Consider the following 20077-nt stretch of genomic DNA (forward strand, 5'->3'; position numbering starts at 1 on the left):
ACTAACTTATTACAAATTATTAATTAATAAGCATTATTACTATTATAGCTTTAGCTTAAAAACAAAGAAAGTGTCAATTTCTATTAACTATTATAGAAATTGACACTTATTCATGAGTCAGTGTTGGCTTGTTTCCAGATTCCTCTGCTTATCCACTACTCCATATATTATATTATTATCAGCAAGCATATCTTTATATTACTCTTCCGAATATTTCACAACTTTAAGGTTACTGGCATCATCATCGCCTTCAAGTTGGTAATCCACTTCGCCATATTGACCATTTTCTTTGACGGTTTGAGCTGTAATATAAAATGTTTCACCTTGTCTCACAATTTCAGTGATTTGTGGCTGAGGTAAATAAAATACAGCATTTTCTTTCACATTATTTTTTATAGATTTATAGTTATCAGTATTTTTTTTCAAATAAGATGAAACTAATTTAAAGTTACTTTGACTATGTGCATTATTCATTGCAGCAGTATAATTACCGAAAAAACGAGCCACCTTATTTCTGAAGCTATTTTCTTCTTTTTCTTTTTTATCTACATAGTCTTGAATTTCATCACCATCAAAGTTCAATGTTACATATGTTTTATCCTTCAAGTTATCCGTTTTAACAGTCGTTTCAGCTGATTTAAATGTCTTTTTCTTCGCTTCTCCTTCAGCAGAAACTGTTAACTCTTGTGTTTTTGGATATGGTCCTATTTCTTTATTATCAGCATAGTCATATGTTTTATCATTCACTTTCACTTTAACAGTATCTTTATCTATTTCAGATGCACCTTTCAAATCTAAGACGATATAAGCTTCATTAAAATCTTCTGATACATCAACTGTCTCATGATTACTATTATTAAAATTAAATTTGAGTTCACCGCTAAACTGTCCGTTAGCCATCTCTTTTTTAGACTCTATGACGTAATCACCTGGTATAAATTCACCGAGTACTGTCGTCTTATTCTTCTGTGCATGTACTGTTCTTTGTTTATCATTTGCTTTGAATTTGTAAGTTGTATCGTACTTAGGCTTTACAATCGCTTCTTTTGTAGGCGCTGTAAAACTCATATTATCAAATATCAAGTAACGTCGCCCATTTTTGCTGATACGCAAAACTTTTTCACCATTTTTTGCTGTTACAAAGTCTTCTTCACTAGTCTCATTTTTATTTAATGATTTTATTTTTTGCTTAATATCTTTCGTATATTCTTTCATGCCAACTTCTTTTTTTATATATTTAATATAAGCTTTTGCCTCATTTTCATCTACACTATTATTTTGCGTGCTTAATAAGGTTGATAATTTTTGAGTATCATTATTGTCTACTGCGTTAATTAATATTTCCGATTGTGCTTCCGGCGAATTAAAATTTTTCAATAAGATAAATATAATAACCAGCAGGATAATGATAAAAGCTGCAATACCCCAGGGAATAATTTTCCTTGCTTTGCTATTAACAGTTTTTTTATTTTCTTTTGAAGTTCGAGTCATTTTTTCGTTACTAGTCGACTCTAAACGATAGCCACAATGACTACATCTTCGTTGTCCTATCCTTATGTTTCCCCCACATTTAGGGCACTTTTGCATTTTATCACCACGCTTAGTCCTTATTTTTTACATTATCCCGTTATTTTAACATAATATATTCATAAACTATACGGCTTTATCAAGCCGTTTTCACCAATTTTTTGTAGTTTTTTAATTAAGTAAAATTCATTTTTACACTACTTTATTTCTATTATATGTACATGAATAAGTAAAAGATATACATCATTAGTCCAATGTCTTTTTACAATTCCTTTAATTTTTTCTTCAATCTTATATAGTTGTTCTTTTAATGAGGCACTTCAAATAAATCATTTTTACATGGACACATCATTCTAGTTATTGAAATATGTTTTAATTAAACGCATTTTGCTTTACTTAAAAATATTATCATTGTTTTTACTATTAAACACTGTGTTTCAAATTGAAATTTTTTAATCTTTGATCAATAATCTCTAAAACATATCTTGCTTGTTCGATTTGTTCATCCGATAAGTCGTGTAATATATCACTGACAATTGTATTGATAATTTCCTTACTTTGTTTATTAAATTGTTTACCTTTTGCTGTTAATTTAATATATTTTAACCTTTGATCTGCATTTTCTTCAGCTTTCTCCCATTGCACTACTTCTGCTTGTATTAATTTTTTTATTCTCCGGCTAACGGCAGCTTTATTTACACCTTGTCTTTCAGTTATTTCTGTTAATGTCATTGCTTTTTCGTTTTCTAACATTAATATAACATTGGCTTGCTCTTTTGATACGTTATAGTCTTCTCTTAGTTCTTTTAACAATTTAGCTAATAAAGTATTCACATCATTTATAAACTCACCCATAAAATCAATATGACTACTTAAATTTTTAACCATAACTTCTCGCACCTCTACTATTCTAGCTCACATAAGTAAACGTTATTTTTTTTATATTATGTTAATAATATCAATATTCGAGACGGTATAAAAGCAGAAATTTCTAACCGCTGCGTTTTTAATTTTTAAACCTAGCTAAATTACAATCAACAATACCTATAAAATTTGATTAATTTTAAGAATTGCTCTACATTTAAAATATTATAAATTTTCGGGGTGAACCATGTATACGTTGTCTTTAATTATAAGTTTATTTATTTTATGTGGTTTTATTGCTATGTATAAGAATTTAAAATTTACTACTAATTTAACTTTTTTTGTAATTCAAATCATTTTAGGCTACATTGTTATCATCTTACATGTAGGTAAGTCATCTTTGCCGATCCCTCTAATCATAACGATGTTTGTTGGTGTATTGCTTTTACACATCAAACATCATCATCTATTTAAACATAGTGTAAGCACACTTTTTTTGCGCCGTTTATACGCTATAGCATATAAGGTATTACTGTTCATGATTGCTTGTGCTTATATTAGTCTAATTCCTGTGGGCATCAATGTGATTTTTTATTGGTTAGCCGCTATTGCCTTTAGTGCATGTTTCACCTTCATTTGTTATGCACTTTGTGCCTCTGCCTTTTCAAATGTTACGTATAAACAAGATTTTGACGTCATATTGGTGTTGGGCGCAGGTATTTTTACAGAACAAGTAACACCTATGCTTGCTAAAAGATTGGACAAAGCTATAACGTTATACCATTTACATCCAGGCGCACATATCATTGTTAGTGGTGGGCAAGGACCTGACGAACCAATTTCAGAAGCCTTGGCTATGTATCGATATTTAGTGCAAAGAAATATTAATCCTTCAGCAATCATACTTGAAGACCAATCGACGAGCACTTATGAGAACCTTAAATATACGAAAGTGCTCATTCAGCAATTATTTAAATATGAACCAAATATCATATGTGTCACTAGTCAATTTCATATTATGCGCGCTTTAAGGTTTGGACAAAAATTAAATCTCAATTTAAAAGGTGTCGGCAGTCATACACCTTATCATTTTTTTGAAATTGCATTAATCAGGGACTTTTTAGCCATCATGTATCAATATAAGCTTTTACTAACTTGTTTTTTTGCAGTGTTATTTTGGGCATGTATAATGGCACTGTGGCATATACCAACCATTTAAAGTCATTAACTACGAAATAATATGTGGATACTACATTCGATTGAATGTGCAATGCTATTCATAAAAAAGGGAGTGGGACAGAAATCTAATTTTATTAAAAAGATTTCTATCCTACTCCCATTTAATTTGAAAACACGACTTTTATCATGTCTCTTTTAAATATACTATCGATTAACAATGACACCATCATCTAATTCGATTACTCTGTCAGCATAATCAAATAGTCTTTTATCATGTGTAATCATAATACCTATCATATTTTTACTTTGAATTTGATTTTTAATCATATCTATCACTTCTGTAGCACGTTCGGCATCTAAGCTTGCAGTTGGCTCGTCAGCTAATATTATTTTAGGATTATTCATTAATGATCTCATGATGGCAACACGTTGCTTTTGTCCACCTGAAAGTGTGTGTGGAAATACGTTTAACTGGTCTGCTAAACCGATTTGTGTTAATAATTTTTCTGCTCTATCAGTGGCTTCTTTTTTAGCCATTCCCGCTTCTTTACCTATAGTTATTAACTGATCTTTAACTTTTAAATACGGTACTAAGTGTGAAGATTGAAATATAAATCCAATTTCATTTAATCTTAGTTCAGAAGCTTTTTTATCACTATCGTATAAATGTTCACCATTATATAATATTTCTCCACTACTTTGTGACAATAATCCACCTAAAATAGTTAAAAGCGTCGTTTTACCAGAACCTGAGGCTCCATTTAAAATTATAAATTCTCCTTCATTCACTTCAAAATTGATCCCTTTTAGTACTTTAGTTTCGGAAGAGCCTTTACCAAAAGATTTTTTAATATCTTTAACTTGTAAACTCATTATTCTCCACCTCCTATAGCTTCAATAGGGTCTACTTTAAATAATTTAATAAATGATAGTGCTGCACCGACAATTGCAACAACTATGAAAATACCCACGACTAATAATATATTTGTAACAGTTACATGGAAAGGCATAGAAATTGGCATTACTAATGACAATCCACTGATTAACGCCACAGAAATAATAACTGCAATCATTGTAGTTATTAATATTTGAATGATTAATGCACTTAATAAATGTCTTGTCTTAATTCCAATTGCTTTTAAAATACCGATTTCAGGAATTTTTTGTATCGTCATAACATAGAAGAATGCACTAAGGACTATAGCAGAAATAACAAACAAGCTAACTATCATCATATTAAGTGGTGCTTGTTCTGCTTGATAACTTGGTATTTCACTTGTGATATCATCTTCTGTAAATACATCTATACCATTAATATCTTCTAATTTATTCATCTGTTTTTGTGACATATCTTTAATTGGATAAACAGTACTCACATTTTTATTCAATTCATCAAATCCATTATTATTCATCATAACCACTGAACTATGAGAATACATTGTGTCATCCAAAACACCTGAAACTTTTAACGTTTTACCGTCTTTAATTTTAATGTTGTCTCCAACATCTACCCCACTTGCAGTTAATTTACTATTAATTGCAATTTCATTGTCTTTTTTAGGATAATGCCCTTCTGACAATTTGGGTTTTTCATTTTTCACTGTATTCGTCATAACAACATCTTCTTCATCTTTATCAATTTTCAAAGTTTGAGATGCTATTTTTAAAGGTGACTGCCCGCTAATATCTTCAATCTTCTCTTGCTGTTCTGGTTTAATAATTGATTTTTCAATTTGTGGTGTTTTGTTATTTTGCATCACATATTTTTCAGCTTTCATATTGTCTAACATAGAAATATTTTCTCTTGCTAAACCTTGTGCCAACCCACTAATAAATAGAACCATAACGCCTAATAATAATATAATTAACATGATTAATATATAACGAAATTTATAATATTTTATTTCTTGCCATGCTAATTTCATAGTGATTCACTCCCTTTCAAGAACTTATATTTAAAGTTTAGTCTCTGTATATGAACTCAATATGAACTATGATTAACTTTTTGAAATATTTCCTATTTGTTAAGTTAAATTTTTCCATATATAATGTCTGTAAAATGATTAAGGAGATTTTGAGCATGACAACTTGTTTAATTGTCGATGATGACAGTAAAATTTTAGAATATGTTTCAAATTATATTTCACGAGATGGATTAGATGTAGTAACACAATCAAGTGCTGAAAACGCATTGTCATATTTAGATACACATCAAGTTGATATTGCTATCGTAGATGTAATGATGTCTGGCATGAGTGGTTTTGAATTATGTAAAATTTTAAAAGAAGATTTTGAAATGCCAGTTATTATGTTAACAGCTAGAGACGCACTTAGTGATAAAGAACAAGCTTATTTAACTGGCACAGACGATTATGTTACCAAGCCATTTGAAGTGAAAGAACTTATCTTTAGAATAAAGGCCGTATTAAAACGCTATAATATAAATGCTAATAATGAGTTGAAAGTTGGAAATCTTACGCTTAATCAAGCTTATTTAGAGCTTCAATCTTCTACTAAATCAATGAACTTGCCAAATAAAGAGTTTCAACTCTTATTCTTACTTGCCTCGCATCCAAAACAAGTATTTAACCGTGATGATTTGATTGAAAAAATTTGGGGGTTTGATTATGAAGGTGATGAACGAACAGTTGACGTACACATTAAACGTTTGAGAAAACGTTTATCGAAACTAGGAGCTACTATTACAATTCATACAGTGCGTGGCTTAGGTTACAAGGTTGATGACAATGTTTAAATCACTATATTCACGTATTGCTATATATACAATCGTCATCTTACTATCAAGCGCTGTGCTTAGTTTCCTATTAACTAACGTCATTTATCATAATCATTTAAAAGAGAATAATGATGCTAAAATCATGAGAACATTAAAAGATGCAATTTCTTATGAAAAGCAATCTAAAATACAATTGCCAAAACCCTTTTTCGAACACCTTGGACAGATGAATTATCAAGTTATGACCGTATCAGAAAATGGTAAAAAAGCTTATTATGGTACTGCATTTAGAAAAGACAATGTTGACTCGAAAAATATTAAATCTGTCTTAAAGGGAAATGACTATCACGGGATAAGCAATTTACCATACAATCCTTTCATCACTGGATTCTTTGAAAATACTACTCAAAATACTGTTGGTGTGCAATTTCAATCCAATGGTCATAACTATGCAGTATTTATGAGACCAGACATTGGAAAAACATTTAGTGAATTCAGAATTTTCTTAGTCATATTAATTACACTATTATTAGTCATCTCAATCATTTGGGTTATTTCTTCAACTTACATGATTATTAAACCAATACAACAGTTAAAACAAGCGACTGAAAGATTAATGGAAGGCAATTTTGATGTGCCAATAGATATTAAGCGTAATGATGAATTCGGCACGTTGCAATACCGTTTTGATAAAATGAGACTTTCTTTAAAACAAGTAGATGACATGAGACAACACTTTGTTCAAAATGTTTCACATGAGATTAAAACACCCTTAACGCATATTCATCATTTACTTGATCAATTAAAATTTACAAAAAGTGCCACAGAACGAGAACAGTATATAGACGAAATATACCAAATTACAACGCAACTAAGTGAATTAACAAAAGAACTTTTATTGTTATCAGAAATTGATAATGGGGAGCATCTAGAATTAACTGATCATATCGAACTCAATAAGCTCATTAAACAGATTATACGTCATGAACAATTTGCGACGAACGAAAAAGAGTTAATTATTATGTCTGATTTAGCTAATATATCATTAATAGGAAATGAGCGACTATTAAATCAAGCATTTCAAAATTTAATAACTAATGCGATTAAATATTCAGAACAAGGTGGTACAATTGACATTACACTCACACATGATACTGATCACATTCGTTTTAATATAACTGATGATGGTCAAGGTATGACACCAGAAACTCAATCTCGTCTATTTGAACGTTTTTATAAAGCAAGCAATCATGATAATAGTAATGGCTTAGGCTTAGCAATTGCTAAAGCTATTTTTGAATTACACAATGGCACAATTGAAGTATCAAGTAAGAAATATGAAGGTACTACTTTCACTGTTAATATCAATAAATAACAAGCGTGTAAACGCCTAGAAAACCATATGTTTCAGAGGCCACGGGTTCGATGCTCGAACCATCATACAACATACTTGTGGTATACATGCACGATCAAAATTTCAAGATTTAAATATAAAGAAGCGCTAACCCGTAATGGATTAGCGCTTCTATTTTAAGTATGGAAATTTATCTCGCAAGAACTTCATTTAATAAAATGAGTACATCATACTTATTAATTAATTTTTAAGTTTTTAGTTATTTCTTTATTAATTTGAGTGTATAAAGCTTCATTTTCTGATAATTTCATACCAAATGAAGGCACTATTTCTTTAATTTTTTCTTCCCAATTGTTAAATTCATCTTTGTAACAACGTTGAAGTACATCAAACATGATGTCAACTGCAGTCGAAGCGCCTGGAGAAGCGCCTAAAAGTGCTGCTAAAGAACCATCTTCAGAAGTAATAACCTCAGTACCAAATTGTAAAGTACCTTTTCCTTTATCAGTATCTTTAATGACTTGTACACGTTGTCCTGCAACTACAATTTCCCAATTTTCACTTTTAGCATTTGGCACAAATTGACGTAAATCTTCCATTCTCTCCTCGTTTGACAGTGTTAGTTGAGAAATTAAATATTTAGTTAAGTTCATTTCTTTAATTCCTGCCGATAACATTGTTATAAGGTTGTTTGGTTTCACTGATTTTATTAAATCCATATTTGAACCTGTCTTTAGGAATTTTGGTGAAAAGCCAGCAAATGGTCCAAACAATAAGGTACGCTTGCCATCAATATAACGTGTGTCTAAATGTGGTACTGACATCGGTGGCGCACCAACAGCTGCTTTTCCATAAACTTTCGCAAGATGTTTTGAAGTAATAGCCTCGTCTCTACAAACTAAGAACAGACCACTTACTGGGAATCCACCAATATGTTTAGACTCCTTAATGCCTGTTTTTTGTAATAAAGGTAAACTCGCTCCACCGGCACCTATAAATACAAAGTCGCTATCTACTATTGTAACTTCATCCGTTTTCAAATCTTTCACTTTAACTTCCCAAGTTCCATCTTTACGTTGACTCAGATTTTCTACTTCATGTTCGTAATTAAGTTCTACGTTTTTATCTTCTAAATTAGAGAATAGTTTTTTTGTTAGCGCGCTAAAATTTACATCAGTCCCCGTTTTGTCATATGTAATAGCCATTGGTATATTTGATGTGCGCCCTTCCATAATCAACGGTGCCCATTCTGAAATTTGATCTTTGTCATCCGTAATTTCCATATTACTAAACAAAATATTTTTATTTAATCTTTCAACACGTCTTCTTAAAAAATCTACATTACGTACGCCCTGTACAAAGCTCATATGTGGCACAGGTTTAATAAAAGCTTCTGGTTTTGATAATTGACCTTGCTTAACAAGGTAATTCCAAAATTGTTTTGTAATTTGAAACTGTTCATTAATTTTAACAGCTTTAGTAATATCAATTGATCCATCTTTGTTTTCGTTTGTATAATTTAGTTCGCATAATGCAGAATGCCCTGTTCCTGCATTATTCCATGCATTCGAACTTTCTTCTGCTGGTGTAGATAATCTTTCAAACATTTTAATGTCTTTCTCAGGTGCAAGTTCTTTTAATAAAGTTCCTAGTGTTGCGCTCATGATACCGCCGCCAATTAATATGACATCTGTTTTGCTATGTTGTTTACTCATAACAAACACAGTCCCCCTTTTATATATGTTTATAGACACGTTATCTTTATCTAGGAAAATCTCAACCATGATAAAGCGTTTTCTATAGTAAATGATTTAAATCTTAATCTACTATAATTATACGAAGTACTTAAAAAATAGCAGAATCTTTTGGTACACTTCTAATTATATACGTTATTGCCCTATGAAAAAAGGGCTTTCAGTAATTCTACTTAAATTATGTTAATACCTGTTAACTATCATTGCTATGATACGACTTAAATTACTATTTTAAATTTAAATATATTGAGCAAATTACATTGTGTCTCATATAACCTTCATTACTTTATCAATCACCTAAATTTCATGCTATAATAAATTCTAATTTAATTCTTATACTTTTGGAGGTATTCCAATGAAATCTATCACTTTTTTTACGCATAACTTATATGCTATGGGTGGTACCGTTAAATCTATTTCTCAATTAGCTAATGTTTTAGCTGAAAAAGGCCATCAAGTTGAAATCATTTCCGTTTTCAAAGGGGCTTCTGAACCTTATTTCAAGCTACATAAATCTATTAAAGTGCGTGCTTTAACAGACTATCAATTACAATTTTTTAATATTAAGGATATTTTTTTCAATAGAATCCACAAATATACCTCTTTTTCTAAACCAAAATTAATTTCTCAATATGAACCAGGACTATATCAGTTTTCACATTATATTGAAAACAAAATGATTAAAGCAATACGTAATGTTTCTACTGATATACTCATAGGTACACGCGCGAGTTTCAATATATTAATTGCTCACTATGGTTCACAAAATGTAGAGAAGATTGGTATGGAGCATATGAATTTTGAAGCACACAACATTGCTTTACAAAGAGAAATTGCAGATGCTTATCAATATTTAGACAAAGTAACCACACTAACAGAAAGTGATAAAAGTAAATATGAAGCTTTCATTCAAACCCCTGTTTATGTCATACCCAATATTTTAAATGAACCTCGCCTCTCAGTATCAAAAGATAAAATCATCACTGCTGCAGGACGATTAGAATACGAGAAAGGATTCGATCTATTAATTCAAAGCATCATCCCTATTCAACAAGAGGTCAGACGTTTTAAATATCAAATACACATCTATGGCGATGGAAAAGAACACGAACTCTTACAACAATTAATCATAGAGCATCAACTAGCAGATATCATAAAGCTTTATGGTTCAACTCAACAATTAAACGAAAAATTAGCTAAAAGTGATATTACAGTCATCCCCTCTCGTAATGAAGGTTTCGGAATGGTGATTTTAGAAGCAATGAATCAAAGTAATGTTGTGGTTAGCTTTAATGGTAACGCTGGCCCAGATGCACTGATACAAAATAACATCAATGGATATTTAGTAGCACATGGAAATGTAGAAGATCTTTCTAATAAACTACTACGACTTATAAACCAAGAATTTAATAAACAAGCAATCATAGAAAATGGATACCAAACTGTTCAATCATTTTCATCAGATTCTGTCTACCATTACTTTCAAATGATGATAGCGTCGAAATAAAAAAGAAACTTTTAGTTTTTTCCATATGCCAGCTTTAGTACATTATTTCACTATGATTCCATTTATCAATTGATTTATTCACCATAACAAACAACGCCACTGTTAATTATTATATATTAAATATTGGTAGTGATTTGTCCGTCTCCTGTGGGAATATCACTAGCCGAAGACTACAAGCTAAGGCAGTGCCCACGGATAGTGGGCACAAAAAAACTGTCAACAAAGTCGGAAACTTTGTCGACAGCCTGAATGAAGCCATATGGCTTCTTTTTTTCTATCTTTATATTTAACTTCGTGTTTCGATATAATACCAAATCAAAGCAGCCTTAATTCTGCGTATTTACAGATAACTGACTAGCAAACATATCAATGCTGTTGTTTTAATGAATGATAAAGCTCAACATAAATGTCCATAAACATACAAAGATAATAAATGCAAAACTATAACGCAATGTCATTTTTAATAATTCCGATTCCTTACCTACCTGTTGTACAGATGCAGTTGCAATAGCAATGGACTGAGGTGAAATCAATTTAGCTGCTACACCACCAGCAGTATTGGCTGATACAAGTAATGCACCACTTGTACCAATATTATTAGCTACTGCTGCCTGTATCGGAGCAAATAACGTATTATTATTTGTCACAGAACCAGTTAAAAATACGCCGATCCAACCTAAAACAGGTGATAATAGAGGGAAGACTGATCCTGCCTTAGCAATACCTTCACCTAAAGCATTACTTAAACCTGCATAAGTCATTAATTTAGAAATAATTAAAATAATACAAATTGTAATAATAGGCAACCATAATTCTTTAAAAGTTAATTTTAACAAACGTGTTGCATCAAGCATATTCACTTGTTTTGACATCAATATAGTTATTAAAATTACTAATAAAATTGCTGTACCAGTTTGTCCAATGATATTGAGTGGCAATGTAATTGCTTTATCAGCAATAGCGCTATACGTACCTGGAAGTTGAATATTAAATACTAATGCACTCAATGCACCATTAGATGTGAACAGTCCTTTAAATTGTGGTGCGCTCCAAACCATAACCAATACTGTTAAAATCACAAATGGACTCCACGCATATATTAAAGTTTTAAAATTATGTTTTACAATAGTCTTAGGTTCTCCGCTATCTTTCAATCTAAATATATTTTTTGGTTGATGTTTTTTAGAATATACTGCTAAAGCTAACATTGATACTAACGGTGGGATAATATCAGCTAGTTCTGGTCCAATAAACACCGTGATCAAAGCTTGTAGTATGGTAAAAGTCCCACCAACAATAAGGATTGCTGGTAATGTTTCTTTAATACCTTTAAAACCATCAATAATCCATACTAATAAAAATGGTATAAACATATTCATAACCGATAAAGTTAAAGCCGACATTTGAGAAACCGCAAAACCTGTAACATCACCTGGCAAACCAAGTGTATCAATTACAGTGACAGGTAAACCAATAGCTCCAAAAGCACCAGCTGAAGCGTTGGCAATTAAACATAACATTGCAGCTTCTAAAGGCTTAAAGCCCAACTGAGTTAATAATAAAGCACATATCGCAATCGGTACACCAAAACCTGCTGCACCTTCTAAAAATCCATTAAATGCAAAACCTATGAGCAATAATTGGATACGATGGTCTTGAGATACACTCGCAATACTATCTTGAATCTTATCAAATTGCCCAGTTTCATTTGTAACTTTATATAACAAAACTGCCATAATTACAATATAACCAATTGGAATTACACCTTGGAAAAATCCTTCAATTGATGCACCTGTAGCGATATTCATAGGCAATTTGAATATCGTTATGGCAAGTATCAACGTAACGACTAATGTCGTAATTGAAGCGTATATCCCTTTCATTTTAAAAATGGTTAAACATAATAAAAATAAAATGATAGGGATAGCAGCCACAATACTGGATAATAATACATTGTTAAAGGGGTTAATACTTTCTACAAACATATATACTCACTTCCTATACTTAAAATAATTAATCATCCTTTTATTTGTGAATTATTTCACATAAATTATAACATCTACTTTAAGTATAATACAATAATTTTCAAAAAATTAATAGCCCAAAATTAAAGTTTTTTAATTTTCTAATAAACTCCAATTGAATATATATCAATTCAGGCGCTGTACGTCAGTAATGATATGAATATCAATGTTTCTTTTATCTATGACATATTAAATGATAAAATAGGGATAATAATATTTAAATAGAGGGATTATAAATGATAAAGCAAATAGAATTTTCAACGTGGGACCTTTTAGCTCAGCATCTTGAGAAAGCTACAGCGGAAGGATATTCTCATTTTGTATATATAGATCAAAATAGTGAGATTTATCAATCAATGTTAGAGGCAGTTACACTAAGACCCGTCACTATCGTTGCAGATTATACAATCAATCAGCAATATTTAAATGATTGCCGATATTTCGGTAAATCAGAAATCACTTTTAATGATTGGATGGATAATCTAAATCATTTTCCAAATATTATTTTTCATATAGAAACTGCTCAAAAAATAATAAACAAATATACAGTTAATAATATATTTGATTTAGCATTATTATCACTTTTACAAGATGATGTTGCTACAGATAGCCATGTTGTTTTTAATTTCAAACATACGTATACAACTAGTGATGCTGTTTGGAATTGCATTCAAGCGTTCACGCCATTAAACACTACTAAATTTAATTTAAACAAATTAGCCTTTGAACATAAACACACGTTACCATTTAAAAATAGTGAAACATTAGCACCTAATAATGATGATATTCGATTTACAGATAAAGTGCTTAAAAATACTAAATTCAAACTTCCACATTGGCTTTATAATTTAATTCAACATCATTACGAAAAAAAACATGATGAAATCAGTTATATTTACAAAAAAGATAAATCGAAAGTTAAAAATCATATTGTCTTTTTAGGTTTTGATTATGGGTTCCGAGGTAATTCTCGCTATTTATTTAATCATTTTGCAAAATATTTTTCTAAATTACCTATATTTTTTATAACTAATGATGTAAATGGACCTAATTTTATTGATCCAAATGATGCGAAAGCAAAAAGTCTTATCGAAACAGCAAGTGTGGTCATTTTAGAAAACGATATCCCCGACGATATCAAACCAAATGGTACAATTATACAACTGTGGCATGGCACACCTATAAAAAAACTATTTTTAGATAGTCATGAACCAAATGAAAATCTCAATATTTATAATTATCGCGCACGCAAATATAATAAATGGTTACAACAAGACTATTTCATCAGTGATTCCGGAGCCATTATGGAACATTTTAAATCTGCATTTCCACAACAACATACTCATTTATTAAATTGTGGTTATCCAAGAATTAGATATTTATTAGATAAACAATCTGATCAACCTTATATCTCATTCATTAAGAAAGAATTAAAGCTAGACCCTCAAAAACAAACATTACTTTACGTTCCTACATGGAAAGCAGCAAATGAAACAACCGATTTATTACCAATTAGTGATGGTTTATTAAATAAATATAACGTTATCTTTAAAGGACATGTCAACGATCAATCTAACTATATGCCTGAAAATGCTATCATTGCACCTTCACATATAGAAATTCAAGATTTGTTGTTAGTATCAGATACAGTATTGACAGACTATTCTTCAATTATTTTTGATGCACTCACGATTGATAAAACTGTCTGCCAATATACGCCTGATCACGAAAAATATGTTTGCGAACGTGGTGTTTATGAAGATGTTATGCATTCTCTTTCTACAGTTCGATATAGTGATTCAAAAGCACTTTTAAATGATTTAATCAGTCATCAAATGAAAGATATACACGATAATCCATTTATAAACAAAGACAATCATGCTTTTGAAACGATTTCCCATATTATTCAAAAGTCTATTAATTCCAACACATAAACTTAATAATCAAAAATACAATCAACGATTTGTTGCCGACTTTAAACTTCAAAGTTTTCATATTCCAATGTTAACTTTGGAGTTTTTTTAAATATAAAATGTGTTTTAAGTGATAACAATAGTAACATGAGTATATACTGCAAAGTTAAGCAAAAATAAAAAGAAGAAAGTTAGAAATCAATTTTTTTCAAATTCATTTCATCTACTTGCCTCTTTATCATATTAAGTATAAAACTTGCACTATTTTATGATTCTTTATTGTTGATATGCTGGGTCAACTACTCTAACAGTACCTTGTTGGTCAACTGTTACAATTGAATAACTACCCGGTTGTGCTTGATTTTGGAAACTAAAAATATAGCTATAATTGCCTTCACTACCTTCAATAGCGTAATCATTATAAGGATTAGATTGGCCATTTAACGCATTAACTTCTGCAGTTGCATTATCTAATGAATTTTGGAAATTAGGCAATGACTGTAAAGCTGTTTGTGGGTCAGTACTACCTGAAGTAATGTTTTGTGCAACAGGTACTGCATTTTGACCTTGATAAGGTGCCACATATTGAGAAGTTCCACTGTTATTTGTGTTACCCTCATTCGAACTGCTTGCACTATTAGAAGCTTGGTCTGCATTACTATTTGCATTACTTGCTGTACTATCATTGTTACTCGTATTGCTTGAATTATCACCATTATTTGAAGTACCGCTATTGTTAGCACTTTCATTGGAACCATTAGTCGAACTATCATTGGCATTGTCACTATTTCCAGAATTGCTACTGTCATCAGAGCTAGAACTAGAGTCAGAATTAGAGTCAGAGCTAGAACTAGAGTCAGAACCATTTTTATCAGCATCACTATCTGAGTTGCTGTCTGATTTGCTATCCGAATTTTCATCGGAACTATCATTGTCTTTTTTGTCATCACTCTTAGAATCTTTTGAGTCTTTTGATTTGTCATCGGAAGACTGTTTGTCTTTCGAGCTATCATCTTTATTACCACCATTGTCATCACTACCATTAGAACAAGCAGCAAGCGCTAATGTAAGTGTAAGAAAACCTGCTAATAACTTTTTCATATAATAAGCCTCCTTAGTTGTGTCTTTCTCATTGCCTAATTAAAAGTTATGTAATGTATTTAGCAATTAGGATGAATGAGAATTATTATGTTATTCACTATTATTATTAAAATAAACACCTTTTATCAAAACTTTTTTTGAAATAAATATAATTTTTACAAAAACTTAAAACTTTAGAACTTTAATTAAATAATTAGCTTTTATAATAGACAAACAGCGATTCAAAATAATTGATTAGATTAAAGAAAAAATGACTTTTTCAAAAGCTACTATATGTTTTTTTCCATAATTAAATCTGTATCTACCACGTTACCAGTATAAAATTCATGAGAACCTGTTATACGCAATCCTTGATTTTTATAGAAATTTAATGCTTTTTCATTATATTCCCATACGCCTAACCAAATTTTTGTCTTGTACAACTCGCGTGCTTTCTTAATTGCAAAATCAAAAACTTTTTTCCCTTTACCTCCACCTTGCGATTGAGGTAAAAAGTATATTCTTTGTATTTCTAAGTAGTCTTCCCCCATTGCTTCAGTTTGTGCTTCATCTATATTTAATTTAAAATAACCTACAATTTCATTATTACTGAGATAAAAATATGTGAATGAATGTTTATTACGCAACTCTTCTTGTAACGTTTCCACATTATATGCCTGTTTAAAATAGGTTTCAAAATCTTCCTCTGTATATCCACCATCTCTAAATGTATGTTTGAATGTCGCAATACTAATTTCTCTTAATTGGTGTACTTCCGATTCTTTTACTAATTCAATATTATCAGTCATACTTCATCGCCCCTTTTTATCATCTTGTCAATTAGTATACTAAAATGTTAAATATGTTACTATACGACTTAATATATTTATTTGACAACTTAAAGTATAGCGTTATGACATAAAATTCAAGTCCCCTAAAATTAAAACGCTTACTTTTAAATCAGTACTTTTACGCTTATTGTGAAATTAACAATAACATGATAAAGTAGTTCTAGTTTTTTAATTGTTCATAAATATATACATAAGGGAGTGCCATAAGGCAATGGCTAAAACATTTAAAGCTTTTGTGGTCAATGAACAAGACGGCAAAGTAACAAGCGAATTTAAAGATATGACAATAGATGAGCTTCCAGAAGGTGAAGTATTGATTAAAACAAAATATTCTGGAATTAATTATAAAGATGCACTAGCTACATTGGACAATTCAAAAATTGTTAGCAGTTATCCGATGGTGCCTGGCATAGATTTGGCAGGTGTTGTGGCTCACTCTGACACACATGCTTTTGAGCCAGGAGATGAGGTCATCGTTACTGGTTACGGTTTAGGGACAGACCATTTCGGAGGTTTTAGTGAATATGTGCGCGTAAAAGAAGAATGGATTGTACCTTTACCTAAAGATCTCACACTTGAAGAAGCTATGATATATGGGACAGCAGGTTACACAGCTGGTTTAGCAATTGAAAGATTAGAACATAATGGGCTATCAGTAGAAAAAGATCAAGTACTTGTGAGAGGTGCAACAGGTGGTGTAGGAACATTAGCGATAATGATGTTAAATGGAATTGGATACGATGTAATCGCTAGTACAGGTAAAACCGAAGCTACTGAAGCACTCAAAACGATAGGTGCAAAAGATGTTATATCTAGAATTACCAAAGAAGATAATAAACCTCTAGGTAAACGCACATGGCAAGCTGTTATCGATCCAGTTGGTGGCGACAGTTTTTCACAAGTTATTAAACAACTTAATTATAATGGTAGTGTTGCACTCATCGGCATGACAGGAGGCGCTACATTCGACAGTTCAGTCTTTCCTTTCATATTAAGAGGCGTAAACGTTATAGGTATTGACTCGGTATATACAGAAATGAGACAACGAAAACACATTTGGCGTCGTCTATCTAAAGATTTAAAACCATACCAATTACATGATATAAAACATAATATAAAATTTAAAGATATTAAAAAAAGCATAAATGAAGTGATTCAACATAATAATTCTGGTAGAATTGTTATCGAATTTGACTCATAAGATGATTCTATAAACTCCGCACATCAAGCAAAAATGGATGTGCGGAGTTTTATTTGATATCAACTTATATAACTATACATTTTTATTTAAACTACAAAAATATTATAATTCATATAACTATATATCAATAGATAAATTTATTATACTTTAACATTTACAATTAAAATATGAAAGCGTATACTTATTATTATTGAATATTATCAGGAGGGTTTATATGGGAATCAAAGTGAATAAAAAGCTCATCTTTTTCCTTGGTGCATTGGGAGGATTACTCTATGGTTATGACATGGGAGTTATATCAGGTGCACTATTATTTATAAAAGATGATATACCGTTAAATAGTTTTACTGAAGGTCTTGTCGTTGCGTCTATGTTAGTCGGCGCTATATTTGGCTCCGGTGCGAGTGGACCTATGTCTGATAGGTTAGGTCGTAGACGCGTTGTATTTATTATTGCTATTATTTATATTGTCGGTGCATTAATTTTAGCCTTGGCACCATCAATGCCAGTATTAGTAATCGGTAGACTTGTTATCGGATTAGCTGTCGGTGGTTCAACAGCAATCGTACCAGTATATTTATCTGAAATGGCACCTACCGAACAACGTGGTTCGTTAAGTTCATTAAACCAATTAATGATTACAATTGGTATTTTATCTTCATATTTAATTAACTATGCTTTTACACCAATCGAAGGATGGAGATGGATGCTCGGTCTAGCAGTATTACCTTCACTCATTCTTTTAATCGGTGTGGCATTTATGCCTGAAAGCCCTAGATGGCTACTTGAACATAAAAGTGAAAAAGCTGCTCGTGATGTTATGAAATTAACGTTTAAAGAAAGCGAAATCGATAAAGAAATTGCCGATATGAAAGAAATAAATGCTATTTCTGAAAGCACTTGGAATGTTTTAAAATCACCTTGGTTACGACCAACACTTATCATTGGTAGTGTATTTGCTTTATTACAACAAATTATAGGTATTAACGCTATTATTTATTATGCACCAACGATATTTAGTAAAGCTGGTCTTGGTGATGCAACTTCTATATTAGGTACGGTTGGTATTGGTACTGTAAACGTCCTTATTACGATTGTAGCGATTATGATTATTGATAAAATAGATCGTAAGCGATTATTAGTAATTGGTAATATTGGTATGGTGGCATCACTATTAATCATGGCAATATTAGTTTGGACAATCGGTATTCAATCTTCTGCTTGGATTATGGTCGCTTGTCTAACACTTTTCATCATATTCTTTGGATTCACTTGGGGACCAGTACTTTGGGTTATGTTACCAGAATTATTCCCAATGCGTGCACGTGGTGCTGCAACAGGAATCGCTGCTTTAGTACTATCGATTGGTAGTTTACTAGTTGCGCAATTATTCCCTATTTTGACTGATGTTTTATCAGTAGAACAAGTATTCTTGATCTTCGCAGCTGTTGGTGTCTTCGCTTTAATCTTTGTCATTAAATACTTACCAGAAACACGTGGACGCAGTTTAGAAGAAATTGAAGCTGATTTGCGTTCTAGAACAAATGCAACAGATGTCAATGTTAAAGAGTCAAAATAAACACTATATTTCTAAATCACAACTAAAATGAGGCTTTTAGATATTAAAAACTCATTCTCAAAATAAGAGTGCTAATCCATCTTGGATTAGCTCAGACTGTCGACAAAGTCTCCGACTTTGTTGGCAGTTTTTTGTGCACGCTTTCCGTGGGCACTGCCTTAGCCTGTAGTCTTTGGCTAGTGCGCTTCCCGCAGGATTCGACCCAAATAACTGCCAATATCACACTAAAAATATTATTAATTCAGAGACTATTTTGTCTCAAGTCAATGTGACAAACAATCAAATCAATTGTGAAAAGTAGATACTTTTCACTCCCAAGAAGCATTGGGCATTGAAACAAAAAAATAAAGTTTAACACAAGAAAAAAGCTATACAAATAAACAATAGACAAACCCTTCGCAAATTAATACGAAGGGTTTGTCTACGTTCTGTGCTAATCCATCTTGGATTAGCGCTTTTTGTATCTTGCAAATTAACCATGCATGCTTCCTTGGGATATGGTTCTAC

15 protein-coding genes are annotated in these 20077 nt (G+C 31.3%); 7 read left to right on the forward strand and 8 right to left on the reverse strand.

Annotated features, from left to right (window positions below; translation table 11 throughout):
- Positions 1 to 198 precede the first annotated feature (198 nt).
- Both FYJ81_RS05725 and FYJ81_RS05730 read right to left on the reverse strand, forming a co-directional pair.
- Positions 199 to 1587 carry a zinc ribbon domain-containing protein gene (locus FYJ81_RS05725; RefSeq protein WP_107385107.1) on the reverse strand — a complete coding sequence of 463 codons (1389 nt, stop codon included), beginning with the start codon at positions 1585 to 1587 and terminating at the stop codon, positions 199 to 201.
- 363 nt (positions 1588 to 1950) lie between these two features.
- A complete protein-coding gene (locus FYJ81_RS05730; protein WP_107385132.1) occupies positions 1951 to 2415 on the reverse strand; it encodes a MarR family winged helix-turn-helix transcriptional regulator in 465 nt (154 codons plus the stop codon).
- Between the two features lie 223 nt (positions 2416 to 2638).
- On the opposite strand from FYJ81_RS05730, the gene FYJ81_RS05735 reads away from it, so the two are divergent.
- Positions 2639 to 3610, forward strand: coding sequence for a YdcF family protein (locus FYJ81_RS05735; RefSeq protein ID WP_107385133.1), 972 nt, complete (start codon positions 2639 to 2641; stop codon positions 3608 to 3610).
- 164 nt (positions 3611 to 3774) lie between these two features.
- On the opposite strand, the gene FYJ81_RS05740 is transcribed toward FYJ81_RS05735, so the two are convergent.
- Both FYJ81_RS05740 and FYJ81_RS05745 read right to left on the reverse strand, forming a co-directional pair.
- Entirely contained in the window at positions 3775 to 4443 is a 669-nt protein-coding gene (locus FYJ81_RS05740) for an ABC transporter ATP-binding protein (protein ID WP_107385134.1), read from the reverse strand.
- On the reverse strand, positions 4443 to 5495 hold the full coding sequence (locus FYJ81_RS05745) for an ABC transporter permease (RefSeq protein ID WP_107385695.1): 1053 nt from the start codon (positions 5493 to 5495) through the stop codon (positions 4443 to 4445). Before FYJ81_RS05745 ends, FYJ81_RS05740 begins: the two co-directional genes overlap by 1 nt.
- 155 nt (positions 5496 to 5650) lie before the next feature.
- Between FYJ81_RS05745 and FYJ81_RS05750 the strand changes: the two genes are divergently transcribed.
- Together FYJ81_RS05750 and FYJ81_RS05755 are read left to right on the forward strand one after the other, a co-directional pair.
- Entirely contained in the window at positions 5651 to 6325 is a 675-nt protein-coding gene (locus tag FYJ81_RS05750) for a response regulator transcription factor (RefSeq protein ID WP_154409435.1), read from the forward strand.
- Positions 6318 to 7682 carry a sensor histidine kinase gene (locus tag FYJ81_RS05755; protein WP_107385137.1) on the forward strand — a complete coding sequence of 455 codons (1365 nt, stop codon included), beginning with the start codon at positions 6318 to 6320 and terminating at the stop codon, positions 7680 to 7682. Before FYJ81_RS05750 ends, FYJ81_RS05755 begins: the two co-directional genes overlap by 8 nt.
- A gap of 215 nt (positions 7683 to 7897) precedes the next feature.
- On the opposite strand, the gene mqo is transcribed toward FYJ81_RS05755, so the two are convergent.
- The gene (gene mqo / locus FYJ81_RS05760; RefSeq protein WP_107505120.1) at positions 7898 to 9376 is read right to left on the reverse strand and encodes a malate dehydrogenase (quinone); all 1479 of its coding nucleotides are present in this window, start codon (positions 9374 to 9376) and stop codon (positions 7898 to 7900) included.
- A 394-nt stretch (positions 9377 to 9770) separates the two neighbouring features.
- Here mqo and FYJ81_RS05765 point away from each other — a divergent pair, with 394 nt between their 5' ends.
- Positions 9771 to 10922: a glycosyltransferase family 4 protein gene (locus FYJ81_RS05765; RefSeq protein WP_154409436.1), complete on the forward strand. Its 1152-nt coding sequence runs from the start codon at positions 9771 to 9773 to the stop codon at positions 10920 to 10922.
- 380 nt (positions 10923 to 11302) lie between these two features.
- Here FYJ81_RS05765 and FYJ81_RS05770 read toward each other — a convergent pair whose 3' ends face one another.
- On the reverse strand, positions 11303 to 12907 hold the full coding sequence (locus FYJ81_RS05770) for an L-lactate permease (RefSeq protein WP_107385698.1): 1605 nt from the start codon (positions 12905 to 12907) through the stop codon (positions 11303 to 11305).
- Between the two features lie 275 nt (positions 12908 to 13182).
- Between FYJ81_RS05770 and FYJ81_RS05775 the strand changes: the two genes are divergently transcribed.
- Positions 13183 to 14880, forward strand: a complete 1698-nt coding sequence (locus FYJ81_RS05775) for a CDP-glycerol glycerophosphotransferase family protein (protein ID WP_107384983.1) — start codon at positions 13183 to 13185, stop codon at positions 14878 to 14880.
- 255 nt (positions 14881 to 15135) lie between these two features.
- Here the strand turns inward: FYJ81_RS05775 and FYJ81_RS05780 are convergent, their stop codons facing one another.
- Entirely contained in the window at positions 15136 to 15960 is an 825-nt protein-coding gene (locus FYJ81_RS05780; RefSeq protein WP_107384984.1) for a hypothetical protein, read from the reverse strand.
- 269 nt (positions 15961 to 16229) lie between these two features.
- Positions 16230 to 16748 carry a GNAT family N-acetyltransferase gene (locus tag FYJ81_RS05785; RefSeq protein ID WP_154409437.1) on the reverse strand — a complete coding sequence of 173 codons (519 nt, stop codon included), beginning with the start codon at positions 16746 to 16748 and terminating at the stop codon, positions 16230 to 16232.
- A gap of 253 nt (positions 16749 to 17001) precedes the next feature.
- On the opposite strand from FYJ81_RS05785, the gene FYJ81_RS05790 reads away from it, so the two are divergent.
- Complete coding sequence (locus FYJ81_RS05790) at positions 17002 to 17991, forward strand: acrylyl-CoA reductase family protein (RefSeq protein ID WP_154409438.1); 990 nt, start codon at positions 17002 to 17004, stop codon at positions 17989 to 17991.
- Between the two features lie 214 nt (positions 17992 to 18205).
- Positions 18206 to 19570, forward strand: a complete 1365-nt coding sequence (locus FYJ81_RS05795) for a sugar porter family MFS transporter (protein WP_154409439.1) — start codon at positions 18206 to 18208, stop codon at positions 19568 to 19570.
- Positions 19571 to 20077 lie beyond the last annotated feature (507 nt).

Origin of the sequence: Staphylococcus sp. McC-251-APC-3A2 (assembly GCF_009695665.1) — a bacterium.
Classification (GTDB): domain Bacteria; phylum Bacillota; class Bacilli; order Staphylococcales; family Staphylococcaceae; genus Staphylococcus; species Staphylococcus cohnii.